The sequence below is a fragment of the Plantibacter sp. M259 genome (genome assembly GCF_006065115.1).
Lineage (GTDB): Bacteria > Actinomycetota > Actinomycetes > Actinomycetales > Microbacteriaceae > Plantibacter > Plantibacter auratus.
The window spans coordinates 2635631-2658932 of the sequence record NZ_CP040750.1; the positions used below are offsets into that span (position 1 = coordinate 2635631).

The 23302-nt window shown below is 71.3% G+C and carries 22 protein-coding genes; 16 read left to right on the plus strand and 6 right to left on the minus strand.

Going from position 1 to position 23302, the window contains the following annotated elements:
* From FGL15_RS12370 to FGL15_RS12395, 6 genes are all read left to right on the plus strand, one after another.
* Nucleotides 1-669, plus strand: coding sequence for a nucleotide exchange factor GrpE (locus tag FGL15_RS12370; RefSeq protein ID WP_138946271.1), 669 nt, complete (start codon nt 1-3; stop codon nt 667-669).
* Nucleotides 670-671: 2 nt separating this feature from the next.
* Nucleotides 672-1673 carry a DnaJ C-terminal domain-containing protein gene (locus FGL15_RS12375; protein WP_138946272.1) on the plus strand — a complete coding sequence of 334 codons (1002 nt, stop codon included), beginning with the start codon at nt 672-674 and terminating at the stop codon, nt 1671-1673.
* Nucleotides 1674-1703: 30 nt separating this feature from the next.
* Nucleotides 1704-2120: a heat shock protein transcriptional repressor HspR gene (locus FGL15_RS12380; protein ID WP_138946273.1), complete on the plus strand. Its 417-nt coding sequence runs from the start codon at nt 1704-1706 to the stop codon at nt 2118-2120.
* A 90-nt stretch (nt 2121-2210) separates the two neighbouring features.
* Entirely contained in the window at nt 2211-2855 is a 645-nt protein-coding gene (locus FGL15_RS12385; RefSeq protein ID WP_138946274.1) for a hypothetical protein, read from the plus strand.
* 84 nt (nt 2856-2939) lie between these two features.
* Nucleotides 2940-3332: a RidA family protein gene (locus FGL15_RS12390; protein ID WP_086473043.1), complete on the plus strand. Its 393-nt coding sequence runs from the start codon at nt 2940-2942 to the stop codon at nt 3330-3332.
* 42 nt (nt 3333-3374) lie between these two features.
* A complete protein-coding gene (locus FGL15_RS12395) occupies nt 3375-4574 on the plus strand; it encodes a methyltransferase (protein WP_138946275.1) in 1200 nt (399 codons plus the stop codon).
* A 90-nt stretch (nt 4575-4664) separates the two neighbouring features.
* Here FGL15_RS12395 and FGL15_RS12400 read toward each other — a convergent pair whose 3' ends face one another.
* Nucleotides 4665-6107 (minus strand): hypothetical protein, encoded by a 1443-nt coding sequence (locus FGL15_RS12400; protein WP_138946276.1) that lies wholly within the window; start codon nt 6105-6107, stop codon nt 4665-4667.
* Between the two features lie 90 nt (nt 6108-6197).
* Here FGL15_RS12400 and FGL15_RS12405 point away from each other — a divergent pair, with 90 nt between their 5' ends.
* From FGL15_RS12405 to FGL15_RS12430, 6 genes are all read left to right on the plus strand, one after another.
* The gene (locus FGL15_RS12405; RefSeq protein ID WP_138946277.1) at nt 6198-7115 is read left to right on the plus strand and encodes a DUF817 domain-containing protein; all 918 of its coding nucleotides are present in this window, start codon (nt 6198-6200) and stop codon (nt 7113-7115) included.
* 166 nt (nt 7116-7281) lie between these two features.
* Entirely contained in the window at nt 7282-9003 is a 1722-nt protein-coding gene (locus FGL15_RS12410; RefSeq protein WP_138946278.1) for a HAMP domain-containing sensor histidine kinase, read from the plus strand.
* 52 nt (nt 9004-9055) lie between these two features.
* Complete coding sequence (gene clpS / locus FGL15_RS12415) at nt 9056-9340, plus strand: ATP-dependent Clp protease adapter ClpS (protein ID WP_138946279.1); 285 nt, start codon at nt 9056-9058, stop codon at nt 9338-9340.
* Nucleotides 9337-9906 (plus strand): DUF2017 family protein, encoded by a 570-nt coding sequence (locus FGL15_RS12420; protein ID WP_138946280.1) that lies wholly within the window; start codon nt 9337-9339, stop codon nt 9904-9906. The genes clpS and FGL15_RS12420 overlap by 4 nt, the downstream gene beginning before the upstream one ends.
* 52 nt (nt 9907-9958) lie before the next feature.
* Nucleotides 9959-11164 (plus strand): glycosyltransferase, encoded by a 1206-nt coding sequence (locus FGL15_RS12425; protein WP_138946281.1) that lies wholly within the window; start codon nt 9959-9961, stop codon nt 11162-11164.
* A gap of 9 nt (nt 11165-11173) precedes the next feature.
* Nucleotides 11174-12637, plus strand: coding sequence for a glycosyltransferase (locus FGL15_RS12430; RefSeq protein WP_138946282.1), 1464 nt, complete (start codon nt 11174-11176; stop codon nt 12635-12637).
* A gap of 10 nt (nt 12638-12647) precedes the next feature.
* Here FGL15_RS12430 and FGL15_RS12435 read toward each other — a convergent pair whose 3' ends face one another.
* Nucleotides 12648-14906, minus strand: coding sequence for a beta-glucosidase (locus FGL15_RS12435; RefSeq protein ID WP_138946283.1), 2259 nt, complete (start codon nt 14904-14906; stop codon nt 12648-12650).
* Between the two features lie 106 nt (nt 14907-15012).
* Here FGL15_RS12435 and FGL15_RS12440 point away from each other — a divergent pair, with 106 nt between their 5' ends.
* Together FGL15_RS12440 and FGL15_RS12445 are read left to right on the plus strand one after the other, a co-directional pair.
* Entirely contained in the window at nt 15013-15681 is a 669-nt protein-coding gene (locus FGL15_RS12440; RefSeq protein WP_240773526.1) for an ABC transporter ATP-binding protein, read from the plus strand.
* On the plus strand, nt 15678-17420 hold the full coding sequence (locus tag FGL15_RS12445; RefSeq protein ID WP_138946284.1) for a hypothetical protein: 1743 nt from the start codon (nt 15678-15680) through the stop codon (nt 17418-17420). The genes FGL15_RS12440 and FGL15_RS12445 overlap by 4 nt, the downstream gene beginning before the upstream one ends.
* A 118-nt stretch (nt 17421-17538) precedes the next feature.
* Here the strand turns inward: FGL15_RS12445 and FGL15_RS12450 are convergent, their stop codons facing one another.
* Complete coding sequence (locus tag FGL15_RS12450) at nt 17539-18540, minus strand: ABC transporter substrate-binding protein (protein WP_205858616.1); 1002 nt, start codon at nt 18538-18540, stop codon at nt 17539-17541.
* 290 nt (nt 18541-18830) lie between these two features.
* Here FGL15_RS12450 and FGL15_RS12455 point away from each other — a divergent pair, with 290 nt between their 5' ends.
* The gene (locus FGL15_RS12455) at nt 18831-19388 is read left to right on the plus strand and encodes a hypothetical protein (protein ID WP_138946286.1); all 558 of its coding nucleotides are present in this window, start codon (nt 18831-18833) and stop codon (nt 19386-19388) included.
* The gene (locus tag FGL15_RS12460) at nt 19379-20239 is read left to right on the plus strand and encodes a hypothetical protein (RefSeq protein WP_138946287.1); all 861 of its coding nucleotides are present in this window, start codon (nt 19379-19381) and stop codon (nt 20237-20239) included. The genes FGL15_RS12455 and FGL15_RS12460 overlap by 10 nt, the downstream gene beginning before the upstream one ends.
* A 147-nt stretch (nt 20240-20386) precedes the next feature.
* On the opposite strand, the gene FGL15_RS12465 is transcribed toward FGL15_RS12460, so the two are convergent.
* The 3 genes from FGL15_RS12465 to FGL15_RS12475 are packed head-to-tail and all read right to left on the minus strand — an operon-like array spanning nt 20387 to nt 23302.
* Nucleotides 20387-21190 (minus strand): ABC transporter ATP-binding protein, encoded by an 804-nt coding sequence (locus FGL15_RS12465; RefSeq protein WP_138946288.1) that lies wholly within the window; start codon nt 21188-21190, stop codon nt 20387-20389.
* Nucleotide 21191: 1 nt separating this feature from the next.
* Nucleotides 21192-22235, minus strand: coding sequence for an iron chelate uptake ABC transporter family permease subunit (locus FGL15_RS12470; protein WP_240773527.1), 1044 nt, complete (start codon nt 22233-22235; stop codon nt 21192-21194).
* Nucleotides 22232-23302, minus strand: coding sequence for an iron chelate uptake ABC transporter family permease subunit (locus FGL15_RS12475; protein ID WP_205858617.1), 1071 nt, complete (start codon nt 23300-23302; stop codon nt 22232-22234). The genes FGL15_RS12470 and FGL15_RS12475 overlap by 4 nt, the downstream gene beginning before the upstream one ends.

Here is a 23302-nt window from a genome sequence, read left to right on the forward strand (position 1 = left end):
ATGACTGACGAGAACCAGAACCAGAACCAGGACGATCCCATCATTCGTGACAAGCGACGGATCGACCCGGAGACCGGCGAGGTTCGTCAGCCTGGCACCGAGGGGGCTGACGCCGACGCGTCGGCCCCCTCGGGCGCACCTGCCGAATCCGCCGACGCACCGGCCGCCGACGACGAGCTGACCGTCGAGGACATCCTCAACGCGGCTCCCGAGGAGCCCGTGCAGGGCGGCGACCTCTCCCCGGCCGAGCAGCTCGCTGCGGAACGCCTCGGCGACCTGCAGCGCGTCACGGCCGAGTACGCGAACTACCGGAAGCGCACCGAGGCCGGCCGCGAGGTGGAGCGCGAGCGCACCACCGGCGAGGTCGCCAAGGTCCTGCTCCCGGTACTCGACGACCTCGACCGCGCTGACAAGCACGGCGACCTCGAGGGCGACGCCCCCTTCACGCAGATCGCGGCCAAGCTCCGCGGCGCTGCCGAGAAGCTCGGGCTGAAGCCGTTCGGAGCGGTCGGCGAGACCTTCGACCCCAACGTGCACGAGGCCATCTTCCAGCAGCCCACGCCGGGCGCCGAGGGCGAGACCGTCCTCGACGTCGTGGAGACCGGGTACCACCTGGGCTCCACCCTGCTGCGCGCCGCGAAGGTGGTCGTCGCGGTCCCGGCGAGCTAGCCATGGCGAGTCAGGACTGGTTCGACAAGGACTTCTACAAGGTCCTCGGCGTCAAGAAGGACGTGACGCCCGCGGAGCTGAAGAAGGTCTACCGGAAGCTCGCCAGGCAGTACCACCCGGACTCCAACCCGGGTGATGCGAAGGCCGAGGCGAAGTTCAAGGAGATCAGCGAGGCCCACTCGGTCCTCGGCGACCCCGAGCAGCGCAAGGAGTACGACGCCGTTCGTGCGATGGGCGGTGGAGCCCGCTTCACCGCTCCGGGTGCCGGCGGCGGCCAGGGTGGCTTCGAGGACGTCTTCGGGACGATGTTCGGTGGGGGCGGTGGTGGTGGCGGTCGCCAGAGCTACAGCTACCAGCAGGCTCCTCCCGGCTACGAGGACATCCTCGGCGGCATGTTCGGCCAGGGTGGCTTCGGCCAGACCTCCGGCGGCTTCCGCGGCTACGGCGGGCCGACGCCGGGGCGCGACATCACCGCGCACACGACGATCGACTTCATCACGGCGACGCAGGGCGACACCATCTCCCTGCAGACCTCCGAGGGACGCACCATCAAGGTGAAGATCCCGGCGGGGGTGTCGGATGGACAGAAGATCCGCCTGCGCGGCAAGGGGCAGCCGAGTCCGGATGGCGGCGAACCCGGCGATATCGTGGTCACCGTGAGTGTCCGCAAGCATCCCGTGTTCGAACGCGACGGCCTGAACCTCCGCGTCACCGTGCCGGTCACCTTCGTGGAGGCCGCGCTCGGCGCCACGATCGAGGTTCCGACGCTCGGCGGCGACCCCGTCAGGCTGCGGGTCGCCCCCGGTACGCCGAGTGGCCGCGTCCTGCGCGTCAAGGGCCGCGGTGTCGCGACGACGAAGGGCACCGGCGACCTCCTGGCCGTCGTGCAGATCGTCGTCCCGGCGCATCTCGGCGGCGAGGCCAAGGAAGCACTCGAACGGTTCCACGAGCTGGAGCCGAAGGACAACCCCCGCGACGAGCTCATCGCTCGGGCTCGGGGCTAGTAGCCAGCAGCACACGGAAGGGCAGGGAGCATGGACGAGCATTCGCCGGTCTTCGCGATCGCGATGGCTGCCGAGCTCGCTGGCATGCACCCGCAGACCCTCCGGCAGTACGACCGGCTCGGGCTCGTGTCGCCGACGCGGACCGCGGGGAAGTCGCGCAGGTACTCGATGCGCGACATCGCCCAGCTCCGTGAGGTGTCCAGGCTCAGTGCCGAGGGCGTCAGCCTCAAGGGCATCTCCCGCATCCTGACCCTGGAGAACGAGGTCAGCTCGCTCCAGGGTCGGGTGCGGGAGCTCGAGCACGCGCTCGCCAACGCCCTGCTGCGGACCCCGGGCAACCGGGTGTTCGCCGCCGGTATGGAGGGGAGCGTCGTCCCGATGCGGAGCGGTACCCGCACCCGCCGCCGGACCGAGGTCGTCGTCTGGCGGCCGTCGCTCTCCGAGTAGCCGACGAAAGCGCACTCGTGGTCGTCATCCCGCACGGATGACGACCACGAGTGCGCTTTCGCGCGTCTGCCGGCCGCGTAGGGTTGGGGCATGAGCGCGCAGCCCGTGGTGACGAAGCCGGATCCGGCGCAGACCGCACCCGCGACGGCCCGGAGGCGGCGCGGCGCCCGGCTGACCGGACTGACCGCCTACCCCCTCATGTACTTCGGTCTCATCGCGGGCGTGCTCCCGCTGCTCACGCTCATCGTGATCGGTGCCCCGATACTCGTCGGCGTCCTGCTCGGTGCGGGTGAGGCCGAGTGGGTCGACGGCTTCTCCCGCATGTTCGGCTTCATCCTGCTGTTCCTGTCGCCTCCGTTCGGGGCCTGGGTGTGGGGGTACGTCGCGCTCGGTGTCATCGCCTTCTTCGGTGGCATCGCGCTCAGCGTGCGGATCCTGCGACGTCACGGCGTGCGTCGCGCGGGAGCCGTGACGCACTGGGGCATGTGGGCCACCGTCCCGCTGCAGTTCGTCTTCGCGTTCATCAGCGTCGTGATCGTGTTCGGAGCGATCGCGAGCGTCCGAGCCGAGGACGCCAGCGGCCTCGAGACCGTGCGCGCCTTCGGCCAGGGCGTCGCGATCGCCACGGTCGTCAACCTCTTCGTCTCCGCCGGGCTCGGCGTCCTGCTGTTCCCGGTGGTCCTCCGAGCCGTGAAGGCGGAGAAGCCGGCCCGACGCGCGCGCGGACGCGGCTGACCACTGGACGGCGTCGGTCCCCGGGAGCAGAATCGCTGCAGCAGCCGGTCCAGGCTGTGTCGCCGCTCCAGAAGGGACGCCAGCATGACCACGATGCCGATCGCCGTCGATCCGCCCTCCATGTACACGAGCCCCGCTTTCGCGCAGGGCATGATCCTCCCAGCCGGCCCGACGCTGTTCATCGGCGGACAGAACGGCGTCGACGCCGAGGGCGCCCTCCTCGACGGCCTCGGCCCGCAGACGGAGCAGGCACTCCGCAACGTCCTCACCGTGCTCGCCGAGGCCGGTTCCGGGCCCGAGCACGTCGCGAAACTCACCATCTACCTTGCGCCAGGGATCGATCCGTCCGACGGCTACGCGGCGACCGCGGCGGTCTGGGGTGGTCGCCGGACCGCGGTGACAGTCGTCTCCGTCGCCCCGGCACGCCCGGGAGCGCTCGTCGAGATCGACGCCGTGGCGGCGGTCCCCGCGTCCTGACCACGCGAACCCGTGCGGACGGCCCGCCGGTACGCTGAGGGGATGCCCGAGTTCTCCTTCGACGCGCTGCGCCGGTTCCCCGATCACGAGGCACCCAACCTCTTCGCCGTCGACGCGACCGACCGGCTCCTGCTCGACGAAGCGGCCGTGGCCCTGGCCGGGCGGGTGCCGACACCCGGCGAGATCGTCGTCGTCGGCGACGCCTACGGGGCACTCACCCTCGGGGCCATCGCGCTCCTGGGGGCGACCGACGTCCGGGTCCACCAGGACGCCGCCGTCGGAGAACGGGCCCTCGCGGCCAACGCCGAACGGCTCGGCATCGACGGCGGCTTCCGCAACCTGCCGCTCGGCGAGGAGCTGTTCACGGGCGCATCACTCGTCCTCCTCCAACTCCCGAAGCACCTCGAAGCCCTGCACGAGATCGCCGCCGCCGTGGCCCGCTGGGGCGCCGCTGATGTCCGTCTCCTGGCCGGTGGCCGGGTGAAGCACCTCACGCCCGCGATGAACGAGGTCCTCGGTCGGAGCTTCTCGACCGTCACCGCGAGCCTCGCCCGGCAGAAGTCCCGGGTGCTCCGTGCGAGCGACCCGGCGACCGCAGCCATCGAGGGAGCGCGTGACGAGGCCGACACCGCGGCCCCGGCCGCGCTGCGCACCGAGCACCATGCCGACATCGGCCTGACCATCGCCGCCGCCGGCGCGGCGTTCGCCGGCACGAAGCTCGACATCGGCACCCGCTTCCTGCTCGAGGCGCTGCCGGAGATCGCGCCCGACGCCCGGACGGCCATCGACCTCGGCTGCGGCACCGGCGTCCTCGCGGTGTCGCTCGCCATCGCCCGGCCCGAGCTCGCGGTCATCGCGACCGACCAGTCCGCCGCCGCGGTCGCCTCGACCACCGCGACCATCGCCGCCAACGACGACGCCGACCGCCGACTGGCCGAGCGCATCACGGTGCTCCGCGACGACGGCCTGTCGATGCAGCCGGACGCGTCAGCGGACCTCATCGTCCTGAACCCGCCCTTCCACAGCGGGACCACCGTCCACACGGGCGTCGCACACGACCTGTTCGCCGAGGCCGCGCGTGTCCTGCAGCCGGGCGGCACCCTCGCCGTCGTGTGGAACTCGCACCTCGGCTACCGGGCTGCCCTCGAGCGGCTCGTCGGTCCGACGACGCAGTTCGCGCGCAACCAGAAGTTCACGGTGACGGTCTCGCGCCCCCGGGCCGCCGGCGAGCCGCGTCCGTAACTCCTGCTGCTTGGACCGCTCGACGGGCACCGGCCGCTCGGGCACCCGCATCGTCGACGGTCCGGACGGGTGTTGCAGGAGTTGTGGACGTCAGGCGGCGTTCCAGAGGCGCTCGATGCGCTCGCGGAGTGCGGTCTCCTCGGGGGACTCGTCGGCGTACTCGGAGGCGTCGATCGAGATGGTGTCCGCGGCATCGAACCACCAGGTCCCCGGCTCACCGTCGAGCTCGATGCTGGTTGACGTCCCCGGAGCGACACCCGCCTTGACCAGGCCGATCGCTGTCCCGAGCATCGTGTCGTCGCCCGCGTGGACTTCGACCTGCAGGTGATCGACGCTGCCCTCGAAGGAGGTCAGTGTGCCGGTCGCGGTCAACTGCTCGACCAGGGCGAACAGCACGGTCGCTTCCCCGCGAGTGCCGCGCACCGAGAACGTGCCAGGCGAACCGTTGATGACGGGGCCGTCGATGCCGAGCGACTCGACGACCGAAGCCTCCGGCAGGGCGTCGAGGGCGTCGAGGGCGGCGCGGCCCGCCGCCGGGTCCGCGACCGTGAGCCTGACGCTGTCACTCGACGCCGCGATCGTGATCACGCCGGGAACCGCGCCGAGGGCCTGGACGACCGGCAGCGTCTCGGCCGCCGGCGCTCCGTCGTCCCAGGTGACGATGCCGCCTTGGATCTGTACGGCCACGTCCGCCGGCACCACGCCGGCCGCGACCGTGGTCGCGGCCGGCACATCCTCGACCTTCGAGACGCGCAGGTCGAGGGCGTCCGGGGTCAGGGAGGCTCCGATCACGTCGAACTGTTCGGCCACGGCCAGGTAGGCGGCGCGGCTCGGCGCCGGGTCGCCGCCCCCGGTCGTATCGTCCTCGCCTCGCGAGGAGATCGAGAACCGTGCGGCTTCGCTTCGGAGGGGGAAGTCGTGATCCGCCTCGTCGAGGCCGTCGTCGCTGGTGCCGGTGACGACCGCGGTCGCGTAGGTGGGGGTCTCGTCGGCCGTCTTCCTGGCCAGGTCGTAGGCGTCGAGGAAGTCCTCATCGGGACGTGCCACGAGGGTCAGGGACGAGGCACGCACGCCGTCCGTCCCCGCGGCGGCGAGCTGCAACTCGCCGCCCGGCACGCCCTCCTCCTCGAGCGCAGCGAGCAGCTCCAGCTGCGTCGCGTTGTCCTCGCGTCGGCCGAGGACGGAGACGGAGAACCCTCGCACGGTGAGATCGACGCCTTCCCAGGTGGCCCCGCCGCTCCGCTTGGACTGCTCGCTGAGGAATCCGCCGACGCGGTCGACGATCTCACCGAGGTGGTCGTCGGAGACCGCGTCGTCCAGGAGGACGAACGCCGACGCCGTTCCGCTCCAGGGCAGATCGTTGCTACTCGTCGTCTCGATGTCGACCACGTCCGGGACGTCGGCCAGGAGCTGCTTGAAGTCGCGGGCGGCCGCCGAGCCCGCATTGACATCACCACAGCCCGTGAGAGCCGCGGCGGTGACCACCGCGACCAGCGCAGAGGCGGCGATCCTGATCATCTGATGATGTGGCATGACACAAGCCTACGACTCGGTGCCCGGGTCCGCGTCGGGGTGCTCCCGACGTCTCAGGTGCGGCGCCGAATGTGCCCGTATGCTGGCCCGATGTCCGAGCCGTCCATTCCTGCAGACGGAGCACCTCGCGGCTCGCGCCGCCGAGATCAGCACGATCTCACCGCGGTCGAGCGCTGGATCGACGACCGGGCCAACCGGCTCCTGCGCGACGCCCCCGACGGCGGTGCGCGGGCGAAGCTGGTCGAGTTCCTCGTCTTCGGGGCGAAACAGGCGTGGGCGTGCATCTTCGGCGCAGCGATGCTCGCGGTCATCGTCGCCGCCCGCCTCTGGTACCCGGACGACGTCTGGCTCGCCCGCAACGACGCGCTCGTCGTCGCTGCCATCGTCATCCAGGTGGTCATGATCGTCACCAGGCTCGAGACGGGCCGCGAGCTCTGGGTGATCGTCCTGTTCCACGTCGTCGGGACGGGCATGGAACTGTTCAAGACCGGGGTGGGGTCGTGGGAGTACGACGGCGGCGGGGTCCTGCACCTCGGCGCCGTGCCCTTGTACACCGGGTTCATGTACGCGGCCGTCGGGTCGTACATGGTCCGGGTGTACCGGCTCTTCGACCTCCGGTTCGACCGCTATCCACGGGTGTGGCTCACGACGATCATCGCGGCCGGCATCTACTTGAACTTCTTCAGCCAGCACTTCATCGTGGATCTGCGATGGGTGCTGCTCGCCGCCGTCCTCGTCGTGTTCGCGCGGACGATGATGCACTTCCGCGTGTTCCGTCGGACGCACCGCATGCCCGTGTTGGTGGCGTTCCTGCTCGTCGCCTGCTTCATCTGGATCGCCGAGAACATCGGGACGATCACGGGCGCTTGGCTGTACCCGAATCAGGAGGACGGCTGGCAGCTCGTCCCGCTCACCAAGCTGGTGTCGTGGTTCCTGCTCATGATGATCTCGGTGGTGATGGTCACCTGGGTGTACCCGCCGAAGCGGCCCGATCGACTCCCGACCTGAGCCGCCTGCTGTCAACGGTTGCTGAACGCGGTCCGCGCACCGGGTAGGGTTCGGGAGTGAGCGGCCCGATCCCGGTGATCGCTCGTCCCCTCCGGAGAGCAGCCATGGCCCAGCGTCAGCCCCAGGACCCACGATTCCGTGATCGTGGCGGCGCTCGGCCAGCCCCATGCAGGCGGGTCCCGTTCAGCCGGGCCCGGCCCGCCCCGCCCCGACTCGACCTGCTGCCGCCCCGCGGCCCGCGTCACCGATCGTCGGTATCTCCGTCCCGGCAGCGGCCGCCGCACCCCTGCCACGGACGAACCACCTCTTCGCCGGTGCGCAGTTCGCGTTCATCGCCTCGATCCTGATGCTCGGCGTCTACGTCGGACTGACCTCGACCTGGACGCTCCTGGAGCCCGACTTCCTCATCGGGCTCTCCCTCACCGCCGCGGCCACGTCCCTGCTGTTCGCCGTGCCGCCGTCCGGTGCGCTCCGTGGTCTGCTGGTACTCGTGCCGACCATCGACATCCTCGCCGTCGGGTTCTTCCGCGACACCTTGCCGAACCTGCCGACGTCGGGTCTCCTCATCGTGATCCCGGTGCTCTGGCTCGCCGGCGGGTTCGGGGTCTCGGCACTGCCCGTGCCGGTGTTCGGAGCGATCTTCGTCTCCCTCGTCCCGGTGGCGCGCGCCGGAGCGTGGCCGACGACGCCTGGCGGGTGGGGCGCGATCTGCATCCTGCCCGCGCTCGTCCTCATCATGACCGTCACCGTGCACCTGGCCGCGCGTCAGCTCCGCGCCCATGAAGGACGCGCGCGCATCGCGCTCGCCGCAGCGACCGAGGCTGCGGCCATCGCGACGACGGTCTCGGAGTCCGTCGACGCCGCCGTCGCCTTCTTCCGACCCGACGGGACCGCCGCCCTCCGGAACGAGGCCACGTACGAGCAGGCCCGACTGGCGGGCTTCGACCCCAAGACCCGGGCCGGCGTCCACGTCTATGGACCGGACCGGAAGACCCGGCTGCCACCCGAGAAGCAGGTCATCAACCGGGCGTTGCGCGGGGAGAGCTTCCGTGGCGATCTGTACTGGGTGGGTGAGCCGGGCGACCAGCGCGCCATCATCGGGAACGCGCGACAGGTGCACACCGACGACGGGACGTTCGTCGGCACCATCACCGTCGGTCACGACGTCACCGACCTCGCCGACGCGGTGGCGCTGCGCGAAGCGTTCCTCATCGACGTCTCGCACGAACTCCGTACCCCGTTGACGTCGATCATCGGCTACCTCGACCTCCTCACCGAGGGACATGACCTGCGGCAGCTCGGACTGGAGCGTGAGGTCTCCACGATCCAGCGCAACGCGGAGCAGCTGTACGCGATCATCGGGGACCTGCTCGCGGCGGGCGACGCCGAGATGCGCGTGCGGATCGCCCTCACCGACATCGCCGACATCGCCCGGGCGAGCGCGGCCGCGGTCCTGCCGCAGGCGTCGGAGGCCGGTGTCGTCGTCCGAGCCGAGGTCCCGCCGCACGTGGAACTGGAGGGCGACGGTGGCCGACTCCGCCAGGTCCTCGACAACCTGCTGTCGAACGCGGTGAAGTACACGCCGCGCGGCGGGCGCGTCGTCGTGACCGTCGCGGTGGACGGGACGACCTGCACCGTCACGATCGCGGACACCGGCATCGGCATCTCGCCGGACGACCAGCGGCAGCTCTTCGACCGCTTCTTCCGGGCCAGGGAGGTCCGCGACGATGCGCGGCCCGGTGTCGGCCTCGGACTGTCGATCGTGAAGTCCATCACCGAGGCTCATCACGGCTGGATCACCGTGTCGAGCCGCCCGGGCCGCGGCTCCACCTTCACCGTGACCCTACCGCTCCGCCAGCCGCGCGCCGGCGCACCGTCCGCTTCCTGAGTCGGACCCCGGCGGGGAGGCGCTGCGGCACGCATCGTGGGAGGCTTGGAGGATGGCGCAGATCCTCGACCAGCCGATCGTCGACGAGGCGACCCTCACCATGCAACCGTGGGTCACCATCGTGTGGAACGATCCGGTGAACCTCATGTCCTACGTCTCCCTCGTGTTCCGCAGCTACTTCGGCTACACCCACGATGAGGCGGAGCGACTCATGCTCGCCGTGCACCACGAGGGACGCGCCGTCGTCGCCACCGGCAACCGCGAGGAGATGGAACGCCACGTCGAAGCCATGCACGGGTACGGGCTCTGGGCCTCGCTCGCGAAGGCCGACGCATGAGCGCCTTCGTCCGTCCGCCCATCGGGCCCGTCGTGCTGCGTCTCGACGAGCAGGAGACGTCGATCCTCGAACAGTTGGCGAGCCAGCTCGTCGACATGCTCGAGGACGCGACGCGCGCCGGGCTGGCGACCGCCGTGGAGCTCGACCCCGCCATGGCGCGACTGGTGCCGGAGGGGTACCGCGACGACCCCGAGGCCGCCGCGGAGTTCCGACGCTTCACCGCGGACGACCTCGTCGGCGGCAAGGTGACCGCGGCGCGGACCGTCCTGGCTGCGCTCACCGCCGATGCTTCCGACGCAGCTCAGCCGACGGATGTCCCGGTCGGGCACGAGGACGGTGCAGCCGTGACCCTCGAGGGCGAGACGGCCTGGACCTGGCTGCGGTTCCTCAACGACACCCGGCTCACCATCGCGGCGCGACTCGGCATCGAGGAGGACGACGCGGAGCCGTTCGACCCGGCTCCGACGACCTCGGACGAGGAGCAGGATCCGCAGCTCATGATGGCGATCTACGCCTGGCTCGGGTACCTGCAGGAGTCGATCGTCGCCGTCCTCGACGAAGCCTGAGTCGCGGCGCCGGACAACCGGGACCCGGATGCCACGGGTAGCCTTGGTGACCATGCACATCCTCGTCTTCAGCGACCAGCACCCCGAGTCGTCCGGCGGGGCCCAGGTCTCGATCCGGCTGCAGCGGCGCTTCCTGGAGGCCGCGGGGCACACCGTCACGGTGTGCTCGCCGCGGATGCACCAGGCGCACGACGACGACCCGCACTACCTCGACACCCCCTCGATCCCCATCACCCTCGACCGCGAGTATTCGATGACCGTGCCCGGCCGCCTCACCGACCGCTGGCTCGACGCACGTCTGGCGGAGCTGCCCCCGGTCGACGTCGTGCACGTGCAGGCCGACTTCTGGCAGGCGCTCACGGCCTACCGCTACGCCGAACGGCACGGGATCCCGGCCCTCCACACGATGCACAACCGCATGGACGTCGGCATCGAGCAGACCATGCCGGCGCCGGGCCTCGTCGTCGGAGCCCTGTCGTGGTGGCAGCGCCGGGTCCTCCGGCCGCGGCTCTCGACCCTGCCGACGGGCGTCTGGTCCTACCTGCAGGAGTTCGCCAAGCGTGCGTCCATCGTCATCGCGCCATCGCACCACTTCGCACGCGTCCTCCGCGAGCAAGGGGTGACCGCCCACGCCGAGGTCCTGTCGACGGGCGTCGACGACGCGGTGCTCGACGAGATCCTCGACGAACGCGCGACCACGCTCCACGTGCCGCATCGGTTGCCGTCGTTCGTGTGGATCGGCCGCTTCAGCCAGGAGAAGCGGCTCATGGAGTTCCTCGAGGCGGTCCGGCTCGCGGACGTCGACGCGGTGTTCCGCCTATACGGGGCGGGGCTCCTGCTCGCGAAGGCCCAGGCGTTCGTCGCCGAACACGACCTCGCCGACCACGTCGTCTTCGCCGGACGCGTCTCCTACCCCGACTCGCTGCGCGCGATCGCCGACGCCGACGCGCTCGTGCAGACGTCGATCGGGTTCGAGACGCAGGGCATGACCGTGTTCGAGGCTGCCGCACTCGGCACACCGTCGATCATCAGCGACCCGAACATCGCGGCGGAGCTCCCGGCCGACTCGATGTGGCAGCCGACGGACGGTGGGGTCGAGGCGCTCGCCGAAGCGATCCGTCGCGCCGTCGCCGACATCGAGGCGGGTACCGCACCTGTCGTCGCACCGGGCCTCGCCCGCACCCTGCGCCAGTCGACGCAGACGACCCGCCTCATCGCCCTGTACGAGGCGGCCCTGGCGCCGGAGGCCGCGCGCTAGCATCGGCTCATGCGCAGGACATCGAAGCAGCACCCCGGGCCGGACGGCGGCGAACGCGTCCTGATCCTGTCGGCCGGGGTCGGGTCCGGACACAACAGCGCCGCCGCCGCGGTGGAACAGGCGTGCGCCGGGCGTCCCGACGTCACCGAGGTCGAGGTGCTGGACGTCCTGCAGGCGAGCACCTCCCTGTACCGCGACGTCCTCGGCAAGGGGTACTTCGTGCTCGTCGAGGAGACGCCCTGGCTCGTGGAGTGGGGCTACGACCTCAGCGACGCACCGTTCCGTCGTCGCGGCCCGCTCGACCCCTGGACGCGGGCGAACGCCATGCCGGTGGTCAGCGCGATCAAACGCTTCAGGCCCTCGGCGATCATCTGCACCCACTTCCTCCCGGCCCAGTTGCTGGCCTCCCTCATCCTCCGAGGCGCCGTCGACGCCAGGACCGCGATCGTCACCACGGACTACGACTTCCAGGGGCTGTGGCTGACGAGCGCCTTCCACGCGCTCTTCCTCGCCCGGGAGGAGGGACGGGTCCAGCTGACGGCCCTCGGTCTTCCGACCGACCGCGTCGTGGCTTCGGGGATCCCCATCGCCGCTCAGCCGAGCGCCCCGGCCGAGCGCGACCCGGCAGCGCCGCCCATGCTGCTCATCTCGGCCGGCGCGTCCGGCGGTGACTACGCGCTCGCGGTCGTCCGACAGACACTGCACCTGCGGTCGCCGTTCACCGCGACGATCGTGTGCGGGCGGAACGAGGCGCTGCGGCGGAGCGTCGAGGACCTCATCGCGCCCGGCGACGACCGCTACACCGTGCTCGGCTTCACCGACGAGATGCCGCAGCTCCTGCGCAGGGCCGACCTGTTCATCGGCAAGCCCGGAGGATTGTCGGCGTCCGAGTGCATGGCCGCCGGTCTGCCGATGGTGCTCGTGAACCCCATCCCCGGGCAGGAGGTCCGCAACGGCGACTACCTCATGGAGCAGGGTGCGGCCGTCCGGTGCAACACCGCGACGACGATCGGGTGGAAGATCGACGGGATCCTCGGCGAGCCGGGTCGTCTGGCGCGGATGCAGGCCGCGGCCCGACGGGTCGGTCGCCCCGACGCGGCCCGCGACGTCGTCGACCGGCTGCTCGACGGTCCCGCTCGACCGTTCGTCGTGACCCGGGCAGCGCAGAAGACGATCTTCGACGCGAGCGCGCGGCGGTTGGTCGCGAGTGAGCTCGAGGGCGAGTCGGCGCTCGTCCGGCTCGTCGACCCGGCGGCGTCCAGCACGGTGGCGCTGCTCCGGGCCGGTGAGCTGGACGACCTGCAACAGCGTTACACCGGCCCGGACGGCACCCTCGTGCTTCGACGCGACGACGCCGTGCTCTCCGTCCGGCGCGACACGCAGCGTCTGCTCCGCGCCGTCCTCGGACGGGACGACGAGCTCGCCGTGCGGGTCGAGGGCCTCGCCGACCTCGAGTCGGCCGGCCCGAGCTGATCGGCTCGGGTCAGCCGGCTGTGTCCGGCAGTCGGGTGGGGTCGTCGTCGAGGTCGCTGTCACCGATCCGCAGCGGGGTCGCGGTCGTCCAGGTCGACGGGCTGTGCTGGACGGCCTGCAGGGCCCAGTCGCCGACGCGGGCCGACCAGCGGCGGGTGATCGGGTCGCGTTCGAGCGTCGGCGTCGGATCGAGGGAGACCCGGACGACGCGTTCCTCGCCCGCCTGCAGGGTCACCTTCCGGAACCCGAGGAGTTGGGCGACCGGTCGATCGAGTGCGGTGTCGGCTGCGTAGAGCTGGACGACGGTCGACCCCTCGCGGTGACCGGTGTTCGTCACGAGGACCTCGGCGGTCCCGCCGGTGTCGTCGAACCGGTGCCCGAGCAGGCGGTGGTCGATCGTCGTGTACCCGAGGCCGAAGCCGAACGGGAAGGCCGGTGTGTGGCCCTCCTCGTCCAACCGCCGCTGACCCCAGCGGTCGTCGTACACGACGGCCTTCGCCTCGCGGTCGAACGGCGGCAGGTGCGCGGGATCGGTCGGGATCACGAAGGGCAGTCGCCCGCCGGGCTCGACCACACCGGTCAGGACGTCGGCGAGCGCTCGACCGCCCTCCATCCCGCCGTACCAGGCGAGGACGAGGGCCGGGACGCGGTCACGCCAGGCCTCGGTGAGGATCGCGCTCCCGCCGATGAGCACGACGACCGTGCGCGGGTTGGCAGCGGCGACGGCCAGGATGAGGCGTTCGTCCGAGGGCCGGAGGCGGAGCGAGGTGCGATCGCCGCCGCGCACGAACCGCGACGCCAGGTGCGCGACGCCGGTGATCGCGCTGCGGAGTCGACCCGAGTCCAGGGCCGCCCCGAGGACGCCGACGTCGACGCCGCCGGTGACGACCGACTCGCCCTCGTCGTGCTGGTCGAAGCCGACGACGACGATGGCCGTGTCGGCGGCCGCCGCCGCAGCGACCGCGGCCCGCACCTTGCCGGCCGGGGTGGTCGTGATCTGCGTGTCGGGGAGTGCCTCACGGAGCCCCTGCAGCGGCGAGACGGTGGTCGGCGGGCGGACGCGTGACGAGCCGTGGTCGCCGAGGTTCGCGCGATCGGCGAGACGACCGAGCACCGCGATCCGACGGGTCGTCGGCGACAGCGGGAGGAGCGGTACGCCGTCGCCGACCGGCCGGTTGGCGAGGAGCACGATCGACTCCTCGGCGACGTGTCGGGCGAGCGCGCGATGGGCCGAGCCGGCGACGACGTCCGCCGAGGGCTGCGGTTCGGCGCGGGTCGCGGCATGCAGGAGGGTCGTCCGCAGGATGCGCCGGGCCGAGCGCAGGACGGTGGCGTGCTCGAGGGTGCCGTCCCGCAGGGCGGCGGGCAACTCGTGCGCCCGTCGCAGGCGGAGCGGCATCTCCACGTCCATCCCGGCCTCGAGGCTGCCGACCGCGTCATGGGTCCCGAAGACCCAGTCGCTCGTCACGAAGCCCGTGAAGCCCCACTCCTCCCGCAGCACCTCGGTGAGCAGCGGACGGTTGACGTCCATGTACTCGCCCCGCACCCGGTTGTACGCGCTCATGACCGAGTCCGCGCCGGCGTCGATCACGGCCTTGAAGTGCGGCAGGTAGACCTCGTGCAGTGCGTGGTCGTCCACGGAGACGTCGACCTCGAACCGCTCGTCCTCCATGGAGTTGAGCGCGAAGTGCTTCACGCACGCCATCGTGTGGACGCGGACGCCGCGGGTCATGGCCGACCCCATCCGGCCCGTCAGCACCGGGTCCTCGCCGTAGCACTCCTGTGCGCGGCCCCACGCGGGATGGCGCAGGAGGTTGACGCAGACGGACGCCGAGTAGTTCGCCCCCCGGGTCCGCGTCTCCGCACCGATCGCCTCACCCACCCGCTCCTCGAGCTCCGGGTCCCAGGTCGCTGCGCGCGCCATCGTCACGGGGAACGCGGTGGACTCGCCGATGACGACACCGCGGGCGCCGTCACTGAACCGGATCCCCGGGATCCCGAGCCGTGGGACGGCTCCGGCCACGAACGGACGCCGGTGGAGCAGCACGGGGATCAGCGGGAGGAGTCGGCGCGGGGAGTCGCCGTCGAGCAGCCCCAGGAGCTCCGCATCGGTCAGCCGGTCGATCAGTCGCTCCGCGCCCGTGTCGGCGTCGAGTCGTCCGGCACGGATGTCCCTGACGACCTCGTCGTAGGTGTCGCCGTCGGTTGGTCCACCTGCGCGGCGCTGCTTCGGCGGACGCGCGTTCCGGCGCCCGGTGACGATTCCCATGCTCTGCATTCTGCACCCTCGACCGACGTGTTGAGCCCCGACGCCCGACCGCGCGATCCGCCGCACGGTGGAGGACACCTCGGCGGACGCCTGCGAGGATGGGACGATGTCGGGACACGAGGGGGAGTCGGTTGCCGCGATGCAGCCGCTGATCGAGGCGGACGGCGTCGGAGCGGTGATCGACGGGGAGATCCTGCTGGCGCCGACGGACATCCGGGTCGAGCGGGGGATGGCGCTCGCCGTCCGAGGCCGGAACGGATCGGGCAAGACGACGCTGCTGCGGATCCTCAGTGGACGGCTGCGTCCGTCGAGCGGGACGGCGACGATCGGCGGCCGGACCATCGACGACCGCGACCGCACGGTGCGTCGCTCCGTCTCAGCCCTCATCGGCACCCCGGCCTACGCGCCGGACCTGACGCTGCGCGAACACCTGCGCTACATCTCGACGACCTGGGGTGTGACCGGCCAGGCGGCGGACGCCGCCGCCGACGAGCTGCTCGCGGCCCTCCGCATCGACACGCTCGCGCGGCGCTTCGCCACCGAGCTGTCCTCGGGTCAGTCGCAGCTGTTCGCCCTGGCGACGGCGCTCGTCAGGCCGTTCGACGTCCTCGTGCTCGACGAACCGGAGCAGCGCCTCGACGCCGAGCGGCGTGGCCTCGTCGCCGACCGCATCCTGCTCGCGAAGGAGCGCGGTGCGGCGATCGTCTTCGCGAGCCACGACGCCGGGCTCGTCGAACGGGTCGCGGACGAGGCGATCACGGTCGAAGCCCCGTGAGCACCGACTCCGGGCGCATCTCGCGCGACGACCGTCGGATCCTCCGCGCCGGCCGGGCGGTGCTCGCCGCGCGCGACGGGCGTCCGCGGGTCACCGACGTCGCGTTCGTCGTCTACGCCGCGCTGCTCGTCGCACTCATCGTGGGCGCTCCGCTCGTGCGGTTCGCGGTCCTCGGACTGATCGAGCCGGATGCCGCGGGCGTCGTGGCGGCCGTCCAGCCCGGGGTGGTCGCGCTGCTCTCGGCGATCGCGACGATCGTCGTCGTGCTCGGAGGCCGTACGAGGGGACCGGTCGTGCCGAGGCCTGCGGCGGTGCAGTTCCTCGCCGATTCGCCACTGCCGCGTCGGCTCACCCTGCGTCGTCCCTTCGTCGCCTCCACGCTCGCACTCGCGGGGCTCTCGGTCCTCGTGGCCGGGGTGGTCGGCTTGTCGCGACTCCTGGTGCCGGGGGAGCGGGCGACCGTCTCGGTGGGAGTGGCCGCCGACACGGCCTCGGTGATCGGCATGACCGGACCGACCGTCCCCGCCGCCGTGGTGGCCTTCGTGATCGGTGCCGTAGGCTTCTCGCTGCTCCTCGCGGTGGCGTGGCTGCTCGGTCAGCACGGTTCGCGACGGACGGTGGCCGCCGTGGTCATCGTCGCCGGTGTGGGCGGGGTGCTCGGTCTCCTCGTCCCGGGCATGCTGCTCGTCTCCCCGTGGGGGTGGCTGGGGCTCCTCTGGTCGCCGGTCGCGGGCGGCATCGAGAGCATGGTGCTCGGCAGTGCACTCGCGACGGGGGACTGGGCGGGGCTCTTCACCTGGGGTGGCGGCGGTGGCTGGTTCGCGTCGGTGGGGGTGCCGGTGTCCTGGTGGCCGGCGGTCGCGCTCGTCGTGCTCGGGGCGGTCTCCCTCCTGCTCGTCCCGAGGGCGCTGGACGGGCTGCGGGGCGGACCCCTCCTCGATCAGGCGCTGCGCTGGCAGCGGGTCGGGATGATGCTGCAGAGCGGCGATGCCTCGGGTGCCGTCGGCGGGCTGCGAGCCTCCCCGACGAGCGGTCGCCGTGTGCCGCTGCGGATGACCGGGCCGTTCTGGCTCGTCGTCCTCCGGCGGTCGATCGTCGGAGCTCGGCGGACACCCGGGCGGGTCGCCCTCGGTTCCCTGGTCCTGGCGGCGTCCGGTGCAGCGGTCGGTCTCTCCTTCGGCCTCCCGGACGGTGTGCGGTGGATGCTCGCCGTCCCCGCGGCGTTCCTCGCCTACCTCGCGGTGGGCGTCTGGTGCGACGCGGTGCGGCACGGGGTCGAGAGCGCCGGGACGCCGACGCTCTACGGTCGGGGCCCGCGCTCGCTCGTGGTCGCCGGAGCCGTCGCCCCGCTGTTGGCCGCGGTCGTGATCGGTGGGATCGGTGCCCTGCTCGGTACCCTCGCCTCTGCGGCGCCGGGTGGCATGGCACTGCTCCAGCCGCTCGGGTGGTGGCTGCTGCTCGCGGTGTGGATCGTCGCGCTCCGGACGTTCGACGCCGCGAAGGGACCGCTGCCGATCCTGCTGCTCATGCCCGTCCCGACGCCGTTCGGCGACGCGTCCTCGTTGAACGTCCTGCTCTGGCAGTCGGACGCCATCCTGCTGGCGCTCCTCGTCGGCGGTGGGCTGACGGCGCTGGCACCGGCGGCGCCGGGCGCGGCCGTCGTCCTGTTAGTGGGGGTGCTCGTGATCGTCGCGGCGTTGGGGTTCGCGCGGTTGCGGAAGTTGTCCCGGCCGGCCTGAGCCCGAGCGGCCCCCCGGCAGGCACGAGAGCCAGAGAACCGCGCGAGAGCCGGACGGAAGACGCGATTCCGTCCGGCTCTCGCGCGGATCTCCTGCTGTGGTGCTGGTGGGCTGGACCCTACTTCGCGACCTTGGCGGCGGCCTCGGCGAGCTTCGGGACGAGCTGCTCGAGGACGACGGGGATGCTGAGCACGGACGCCGCGCTGTAGGCCTGCGTGAGCTCGTCGGTGGGGTCGAGGACGATCGCGCGACCGTCCTGCACCACGGGGAGGCTCGCGAGGAGCGGGTCGGCGGTGGTGTCCGCTGCGCTGAACCCGATCGGGAGGAGGACGGCGACGTCGGCGTCGAACGCGGACACCTGCTCGGCGGAGACCGCCGCGTAGAAGCCGGAGGCCTCGAGGTCGAGGACGGCCGGGTTCTGCTGGAAGCCGAGGTCGGCGAGGATGTCGAAGCGACCGTCACCCTCGAGGTAAGCGCCGTAGGCGTCGCCGAACTTCGTCGCGGCGACGGTGGTGAGCCCGGCGAACTCCTGGTGGAGGTCGGCGGCCTCGTTGATCGACTGTTTCGTGGCGGAGACGAGTGCGTCGCCCTCCTGGGTCTTCCCGAGCGCCGCGGCGACCTGCTCGAGCTGGACGTCCCACGGGGTCGCGAACGCGGCGGTCCCCTTGGGCGCGAAGACGGTCGGGGCGATCTCCGAGAGTCGCTCGTACTGCTTCTCGTCGCCGGCGGAGCGGGTGTTGAGGATGAGGTCGGGTTCGAGCGCCTGGATCTGCTCGTAGTTGACGGTGTCGCCGCTGTCCTCGATGATCTCGGGGGTGACGTCGCCGAACAGGTCGGTGGCCCACGGGCCGACGGCCTTGTTGTCGGCGCCGAAGGACTGCCAGTCGTACACGCCGACGGGCACCACGCCGAGGGAGAGTGCCATCTCCGCGTCGGACCAGCCGAGGGCGACGACGGTGAGGTCGCCGGCGGGCTCCGGGACGGTCACCTCGCCGAACATGGTGTCGACGGTGCCGAGCGTGCCGGTGGAGGCGTCGTCGGTGGAGGACCCGGCGGTGCAGCCGGCGAGGGCGAGGCCGGCGACCGCGAGGGCGGCGACGGCGGTGAGGGTGCGGGGCATGCGGCGCATGTTCTGCTTTCCGTTGAAGACGTGGGGTATGAGGTAAGCCTAAGCTTCCCAAGTCACGTCTCGGTAACGCTTGTGCTTCGGCCAGCGCGGTGCGCTGACGTGAGCGCGGGTCTTTGACGCGAGCGCGCCCCTCCGGAGACCCGCGCTCGCGTCCCCTGGGGTGCGCTCACGCCAGCGCACAGCGCTGGCACACGGACCACTTGTGCGACATATGTCCGTGTAGGCATATCTGCTCTGTGGATAACCCTGGGCGGGAGTCTGGGCGCGCTTAGCGTCGAGGGATGCCACGGACCTCGCGCTCTCGCTCTGCCTCCACGCTCGTCCTCGCGGCGGGGCTCCTCGCCCTCACCGCATGCACCGGACCTGAACCCGCACCACCTCCGACGACTTCGCTGCCGGTTTTCGAGAGCGAGGAACAGGCGCTGGCGGCCGTGACCGAGACGTATCAGCGTTTCCAGGAGCTCTCGTTCCAGATCCTCGCCGAAGGTGGAGCGAACCCGGAACGGATCTCGACGCTGGCATCAGACGACGTCGCCCAGGTCGAGATCGACGGGTACCGCCGATCGGCAGAGCTGGGGTACGCCGTCACCGGCACGCCGTCGATCCAATCGGTCGTCCTCGACCTCTGGCTGCCCCACCCGGACTCCCTCCAGATCGTGGCTCGTGCAGACGTCTGTGTCGATATCTCGAAAGTCCAGGTGCTCGATAGCGCCGGGGCGTCTGTCGTGCCAGCTGATCGCGCGACCCAGTCGCTCTGGTCGGTCGAAGTCGCGTACCGAGAAGCAGATCGATCGCTCTTCGTGAGTTCCAAGCAGAAGGAGAAGGACCAATGCGACTGAACGAATCTCACCGTCCGACGGTGCTCACCGGCTGGGCGCTGGTCCTCGGCCTGATCCTCGCACTCGGCCCCGGGACTGCGGCGGTCGCTGCGCAGTGCTCGGACTTGGACCATTCCATCGGCGCTTGTATCGGTAACGGCTCGGTCGACATCGGTGGCAGCATCGAGCAGCCTGGTTCGGGTGGAAGCGGTGGTTCCGGTGGCGGGACGGGCGGAGACAGCGGTGGTTCGGGTGAGCTGCCGCCCGGGGTGACCGACGGCCCGAATGGTGAACGCACGGTCTGCAGCCTCATGCGGCCGGACGAGTGTTACACCTTCACCCCGGGCGACCTCGGCACCGACCTCGGCGCAGCACCCGCCGCGCAGCCCGTCACGATCCGCGACGTCGCAAGCTTCGCCCCCGCCGCCCCGACCGTCACCACTGAACCCGCCGCCTGGAGTGTCCGCGGACTCCACACCAACGTCATCGCCGGCGCCTCCGGCCACACCCGCACCGGCACGCTCCTCGGCCAGGCCGCGGAGGTGAACTTCATCCCCGTCGGATTCACCTTCGACTACGGCGACGGCGAGACCGCCACCAGCCGGACCGGCGGGTCGACCTGGGCGCCCCTCGGGCTGGCCGAGTTCGCCAAGACCCCGACCAGCCACCGCTACACGAGCGTCGGGACCAAGATCATCACCGCGGAGGTCGAGTACGCCGCCGAGTATCGCATCGGCGACAGTGGGTGGCTTCCCGTCGTCGGAACCCTGTCGATCCCGACCGAAGAACCCCACACGGTCCAGATCGTGCGGAACTCGACCGTCGGCGTCGACAAACCCTGCCGACCCGGCAAACCAGCCATCGGCTGCTGACGCCGGCACGCGTCCACCCCGTCAGCGCGCCCCATCGGCGTGAGCGCACCCCTCCAGAGACCCGCGCTCACGTCAGCGGGGCGCGCCCACGCCCACAAACCCGCGCTCACGCCAGCGCACCGCGCTGACGCCGGTCACCACCACGGGTCAGTGCGCGCCCATCAGCGGGATGACGAGCGGCGTGTGCGACTCGGGGTCGTCGATGATCCGGCAGCGGAGCCCGAAGACCTCCTCGACGAGCTCGGCCGTCACGATGTCCGCAGGCGCACCCTGCGCGACCACGTGTCCGTCCCGCATCGCGATCAGGTGCGTCGCGTACCGTGCCGCCTGGTTGAGGTCGTGCAGGACCGCGACGAGGGTGCGGCCACCCTCCTGGTTGAGCCGGGTGAAGAGGTCGAGCAGCTCGACCTGATGCGTGATGTCGAGGAAGGTCGTCGGCTCGTCGAGCAGCAGCAGCGGCGTCTCCTGCGCGAGCGCCATCGCCACCCACACCCGCTGGCGCTGGCCGCCGGACAGCTCGTCGACGAGGCGACCGGACAGCTCGGTGACGTTCGTCGCCTCCATCGCCGCGAGCACCGCCGCCTCATCGGCCGCCGACCAGCGTCGGAGGATCGACTGGTGCGGGTACCGGCCCCGCGACACGAGGTCGATCACCGAGATGCCGTCCGGCGCGATCGACGTCTGCGGCAGCAGCCCGATGCGCTTCGCGACCTCCTTCGACGGGTACCGGGTGATCTCCTGACCGTCGAGCACGACCTGTCCCTGGGTCGGCTTCAGCAGCCGTGCGAGGGCACGCAGGAGCGTCGACTTGCCGCAGGCGTTCGGGCCGACGATGACGGTGAACGAGTCGTCGGGGATCGCGATGTCGAGCTCGTGGATGATCGTCCGCTGGTCGTAGCCGACGCGGAGGCCGGTTCCGGCGAGTCTCGTGGTGGGGGTGTCGGTCTTCATGTCAGCGCTTTCCCGCCTGCGTGATGAGCAGGGCGATGAGGTAGATGCCACCGAGGGTCACGGTCACCGCACCGACCGGCAAGGCGGCCGGGGCGATGATCCGTTGGGCCACGACGTCGCTCACGAGGAGCAACGCCGCACCCATGGCGGCCGAGGGGACGAGGGTGATGCCGGCGGACTTCGTCAGCCGCCGGGCGAGTTGGGGTGCGGCGAGGGCGACGAAGATGATGGGGCCGGCGACCGCGGTGACGGTCGCGGTGAGGGCGACGCCGATCACGAGCAGCAGCAGTCGCGTGCGTTCGACCGGGATGCCGAGGGCGCTCGCGATGTCGTCGCCGAACTCCAGCATGCCGAGACGCCGCGACAGGAGCGCGAGGAGGGGGACGAGGACCGCGACCGCGATCGTCACGGGCACGACGTCCTGCCATCCGAGGTCGGCGAGCGAACCCATGCCCCAGCTGGCGGCCGCGATGGCGGCGTTGAGGTCGGCTCGCAACTGCAGGTAGTCGTTGAACGCGTTGAGGACGGCGCTGATCGCGATGCCGATGACGATGAGCCGGAAGCCCTGGACGCCGCGGGACCACGCGAGCACGTAGACGAGGAACGCGGTCGCGAGCCCGCCGATCAACGCCCCGGAGACCATCGCGGCATAGTTCCCGCCAACGACGAGGGTGACGATGAGCGCGCCGGTGAACGCGCCGGAGTTGAACCCGATGATGTCGGGACTGCCGAGCGGGTTCCGGGTGATCGACTGGAAGATCGCGCCGGAGAGTCCGAGCGCGATCCCGCCGACCACGGCGATCACGACCCGCGGCAGGCGCCACTCCAACACGATGCGGAGGACGCTCTCCGAGCCCGTGCCGGTGAACGCGGCGAGCAGTTTGTCGAGCGGGATGCGGTACTCGCCCTGGGTGAGTGCGAAGGCGCCGACCCCCATGACGACGGCGACCAGGGCGCCGATGACGACCAGCTCACGCCGGTGGACCACCCAGCTGACCCGACCGACCCGCACGGTGCGCCGGCCCGGCTCGGCGACCGCGGTCACAGCCCCTGCGCCTTCGAACGGCGGATGAGCACGATGAGGAGCGGGGCACCCACGAACGCCGTGACGATCCCGACCGGCATCTCGCCGGGGACGGCCACCCGCCCGACGAGGTCGGACAGCAGGAAGATGATCGGCGCGAACACCATCGTGAACGGCAGCACCCAGCGCTGGTCCGGTCCGACGATGGCCCGGGCGAGGTAGGGCGACATGAGTCCGAGGAAGGCGATCGGTCCGGCCGCCGCGGTGGCCGAGCCGCACAACAGGGTGATCGCGACGACCGACAGCACCCGGGTCCGGAGCACCTTCGTGCCGAGTGAGGTCGCGAGATCGTCTCCGAGGGCGACGGCGTTGAGTGACCGGGAGACGACGAGGGCGAGGACGACCCCGACGATGAGGAACGGCAGCACCCCGAGGAACACGTCCATCTGACGGTTCTGCAGCGAGCCGGCCTGCCAGAAGCGGATCTTGTCGAAGATGTCGGGGTTGCGGATCGTGATGGCGAAGGTCACCCCCTGGAGTGCTGCGGAGAGCGCGACGCCGGCGAGGACGAGCCGGACCGGGGTCGCCCCGGCGCGGCCCCGGGAGCCGATCACGTACACGATGACGGAGGCGACGCCAGCGCCGGCGAAGGACCACCACACGTAGGAGCTCAGGTCGGCGGTGCCGGCGATAGCGACGGCGAGTACGACCGCGATGTACGCCCCGGCGTTGACGCCGAGGATGCCGGGGTCGGCGAGCGGGTTCCGTGTAACGGCCTGCATCATCGCTCCGGCGAGGCCGAGCGCCGCACCGACGCCGATGGCCAGGAGCATGCGCGGAACCCGGAACCCGGTGATGAGGATCGCGTTGGTGTCGTCGCCGCCCTGCGAGAGGGCGCGCCAGACCTCTGCGGCACTGATCGTCCCCGAGCCGATGAAGAGGCTGCCCGCGGCGATGGCGGCGAGCACGACGAGCGCGGCGGCGAGCAGGAGCCAGCGCGAGGCGGTCGATCGGGCGATGCCGGTCGATGCCTCTCGTGCGCGGGCGGCCGCGGTCGGGAGCCGCAGGCTGTCGAGGTCGGCGCTCAC

What these genes read in the sequence shown, in the direction of transcription:
- FGL15_RS12420 (WP_138946280.1), top strand. Translation starts at nt 9,337, where the DNA reads ATGAGCGCCTTCGTCCGTCCGCCCATCGGGCCCGTCGTGCTGCGTCTC.
- FGL15_RS12455 (WP_138946286.1), top strand. Translation starts at nt 18,831, where the DNA reads ATGCCACGGACCTCGCGCTCTCGCTCTGCCTCCACGCTCGTCCTCGCG.
- clpS (WP_138946279.1), top strand. Translation starts at nt 9,056, where the DNA reads ATGGCGCAGATCCTCGACCAGCCGATCGTCGACGAGGCGACCCTCACC.
- FGL15_RS12430 (WP_138946282.1), top strand. Translation starts at nt 11,174, where the DNA reads ATGCGCAGGACATCGAAGCAGCACCCCGGGCCGGACGGCGGCGAACGC.
- FGL15_RS12440 (WP_240773526.1), top strand. Translation starts at nt 15,013, where the DNA reads ATGTCGGGACACGAGGGGGAGTCGGTTGCCGCGATGCAGCCGCTGATC.
- FGL15_RS12380 (WP_138946273.1), top strand. Translation starts at nt 1,704, where the DNA reads ATGGACGAGCATTCGCCGGTCTTCGCGATCGCGATGGCTGCCGAGCTC.
- FGL15_RS12450 (WP_205858616.1), bottom strand. Translation starts at nt 18,540, where the DNA reads ATGCCCCGCACCCTCACCGCCGTCGCCGCCCTCGCGGTCGCCGGCCTC.
- FGL15_RS12400 (WP_138946276.1), bottom strand. Translation starts at nt 6,107, where the DNA reads ATGCCACATCATCAGATGATCAGGATCGCCGCCTCTGCGCTGGTCGCG.
- FGL15_RS12465 (WP_138946288.1), bottom strand. Translation starts at nt 21,190, where the DNA reads ATGAAGACCGACACCCCCACCACGAGACTCGCCGGAACCGGCCTCCGC.
- FGL15_RS12390 (WP_086473043.1), top strand. Translation starts at nt 2,940, where the DNA reads ATGACCACGATGCCGATCGCCGTCGATCCGCCCTCCATGTACACGAGC.
- FGL15_RS12385 (WP_138946274.1), top strand. Translation starts at nt 2,211, where the DNA reads ATGAGCGCGCAGCCCGTGGTGACGAAGCCGGATCCGGCGCAGACCGCA.
- FGL15_RS12410 (WP_138946278.1), top strand. Translation starts at nt 7,282, where the DNA reads ATGCAGGCGGGTCCCGTTCAGCCGGGCCCGGCCCGCCCCGCCCCGACT.
- FGL15_RS12435 (WP_138946283.1), bottom strand. Translation starts at nt 14,906, where the DNA reads ATGGGAATCGTCACCGGGCGCCGGAACGCGCGTCCGCCGAAGCAGCGC.
- FGL15_RS12395 (WP_138946275.1), top strand. Translation starts at nt 3,375, where the DNA reads ATGCCCGAGTTCTCCTTCGACGCGCTGCGCCGGTTCCCCGATCACGAG.
- FGL15_RS12375 (WP_138946272.1), top strand. Translation starts at nt 672, where the DNA reads ATGGCGAGTCAGGACTGGTTCGACAAGGACTTCTACAAGGTCCTCGGC.
- FGL15_RS12370 (WP_138946271.1), top strand. Translation starts at nt 1, where the DNA reads ATGACTGACGAGAACCAGAACCAGAACCAGGACGATCCCATCATTCGT.
- FGL15_RS12425 (WP_138946281.1), top strand. Translation starts at nt 9,959, where the DNA reads ATGCACATCCTCGTCTTCAGCGACCAGCACCCCGAGTCGTCCGGCGGG.
- FGL15_RS12405 (WP_138946277.1), top strand. Translation starts at nt 6,198, where the DNA reads ATGTCCGAGCCGTCCATTCCTGCAGACGGAGCACCTCGCGGCTCGCGC.
- FGL15_RS12460 (WP_138946287.1), top strand. Translation starts at nt 19,379, where the DNA reads ATGCGACTGAACGAATCTCACCGTCCGACGGTGCTCACCGGCTGGGCG.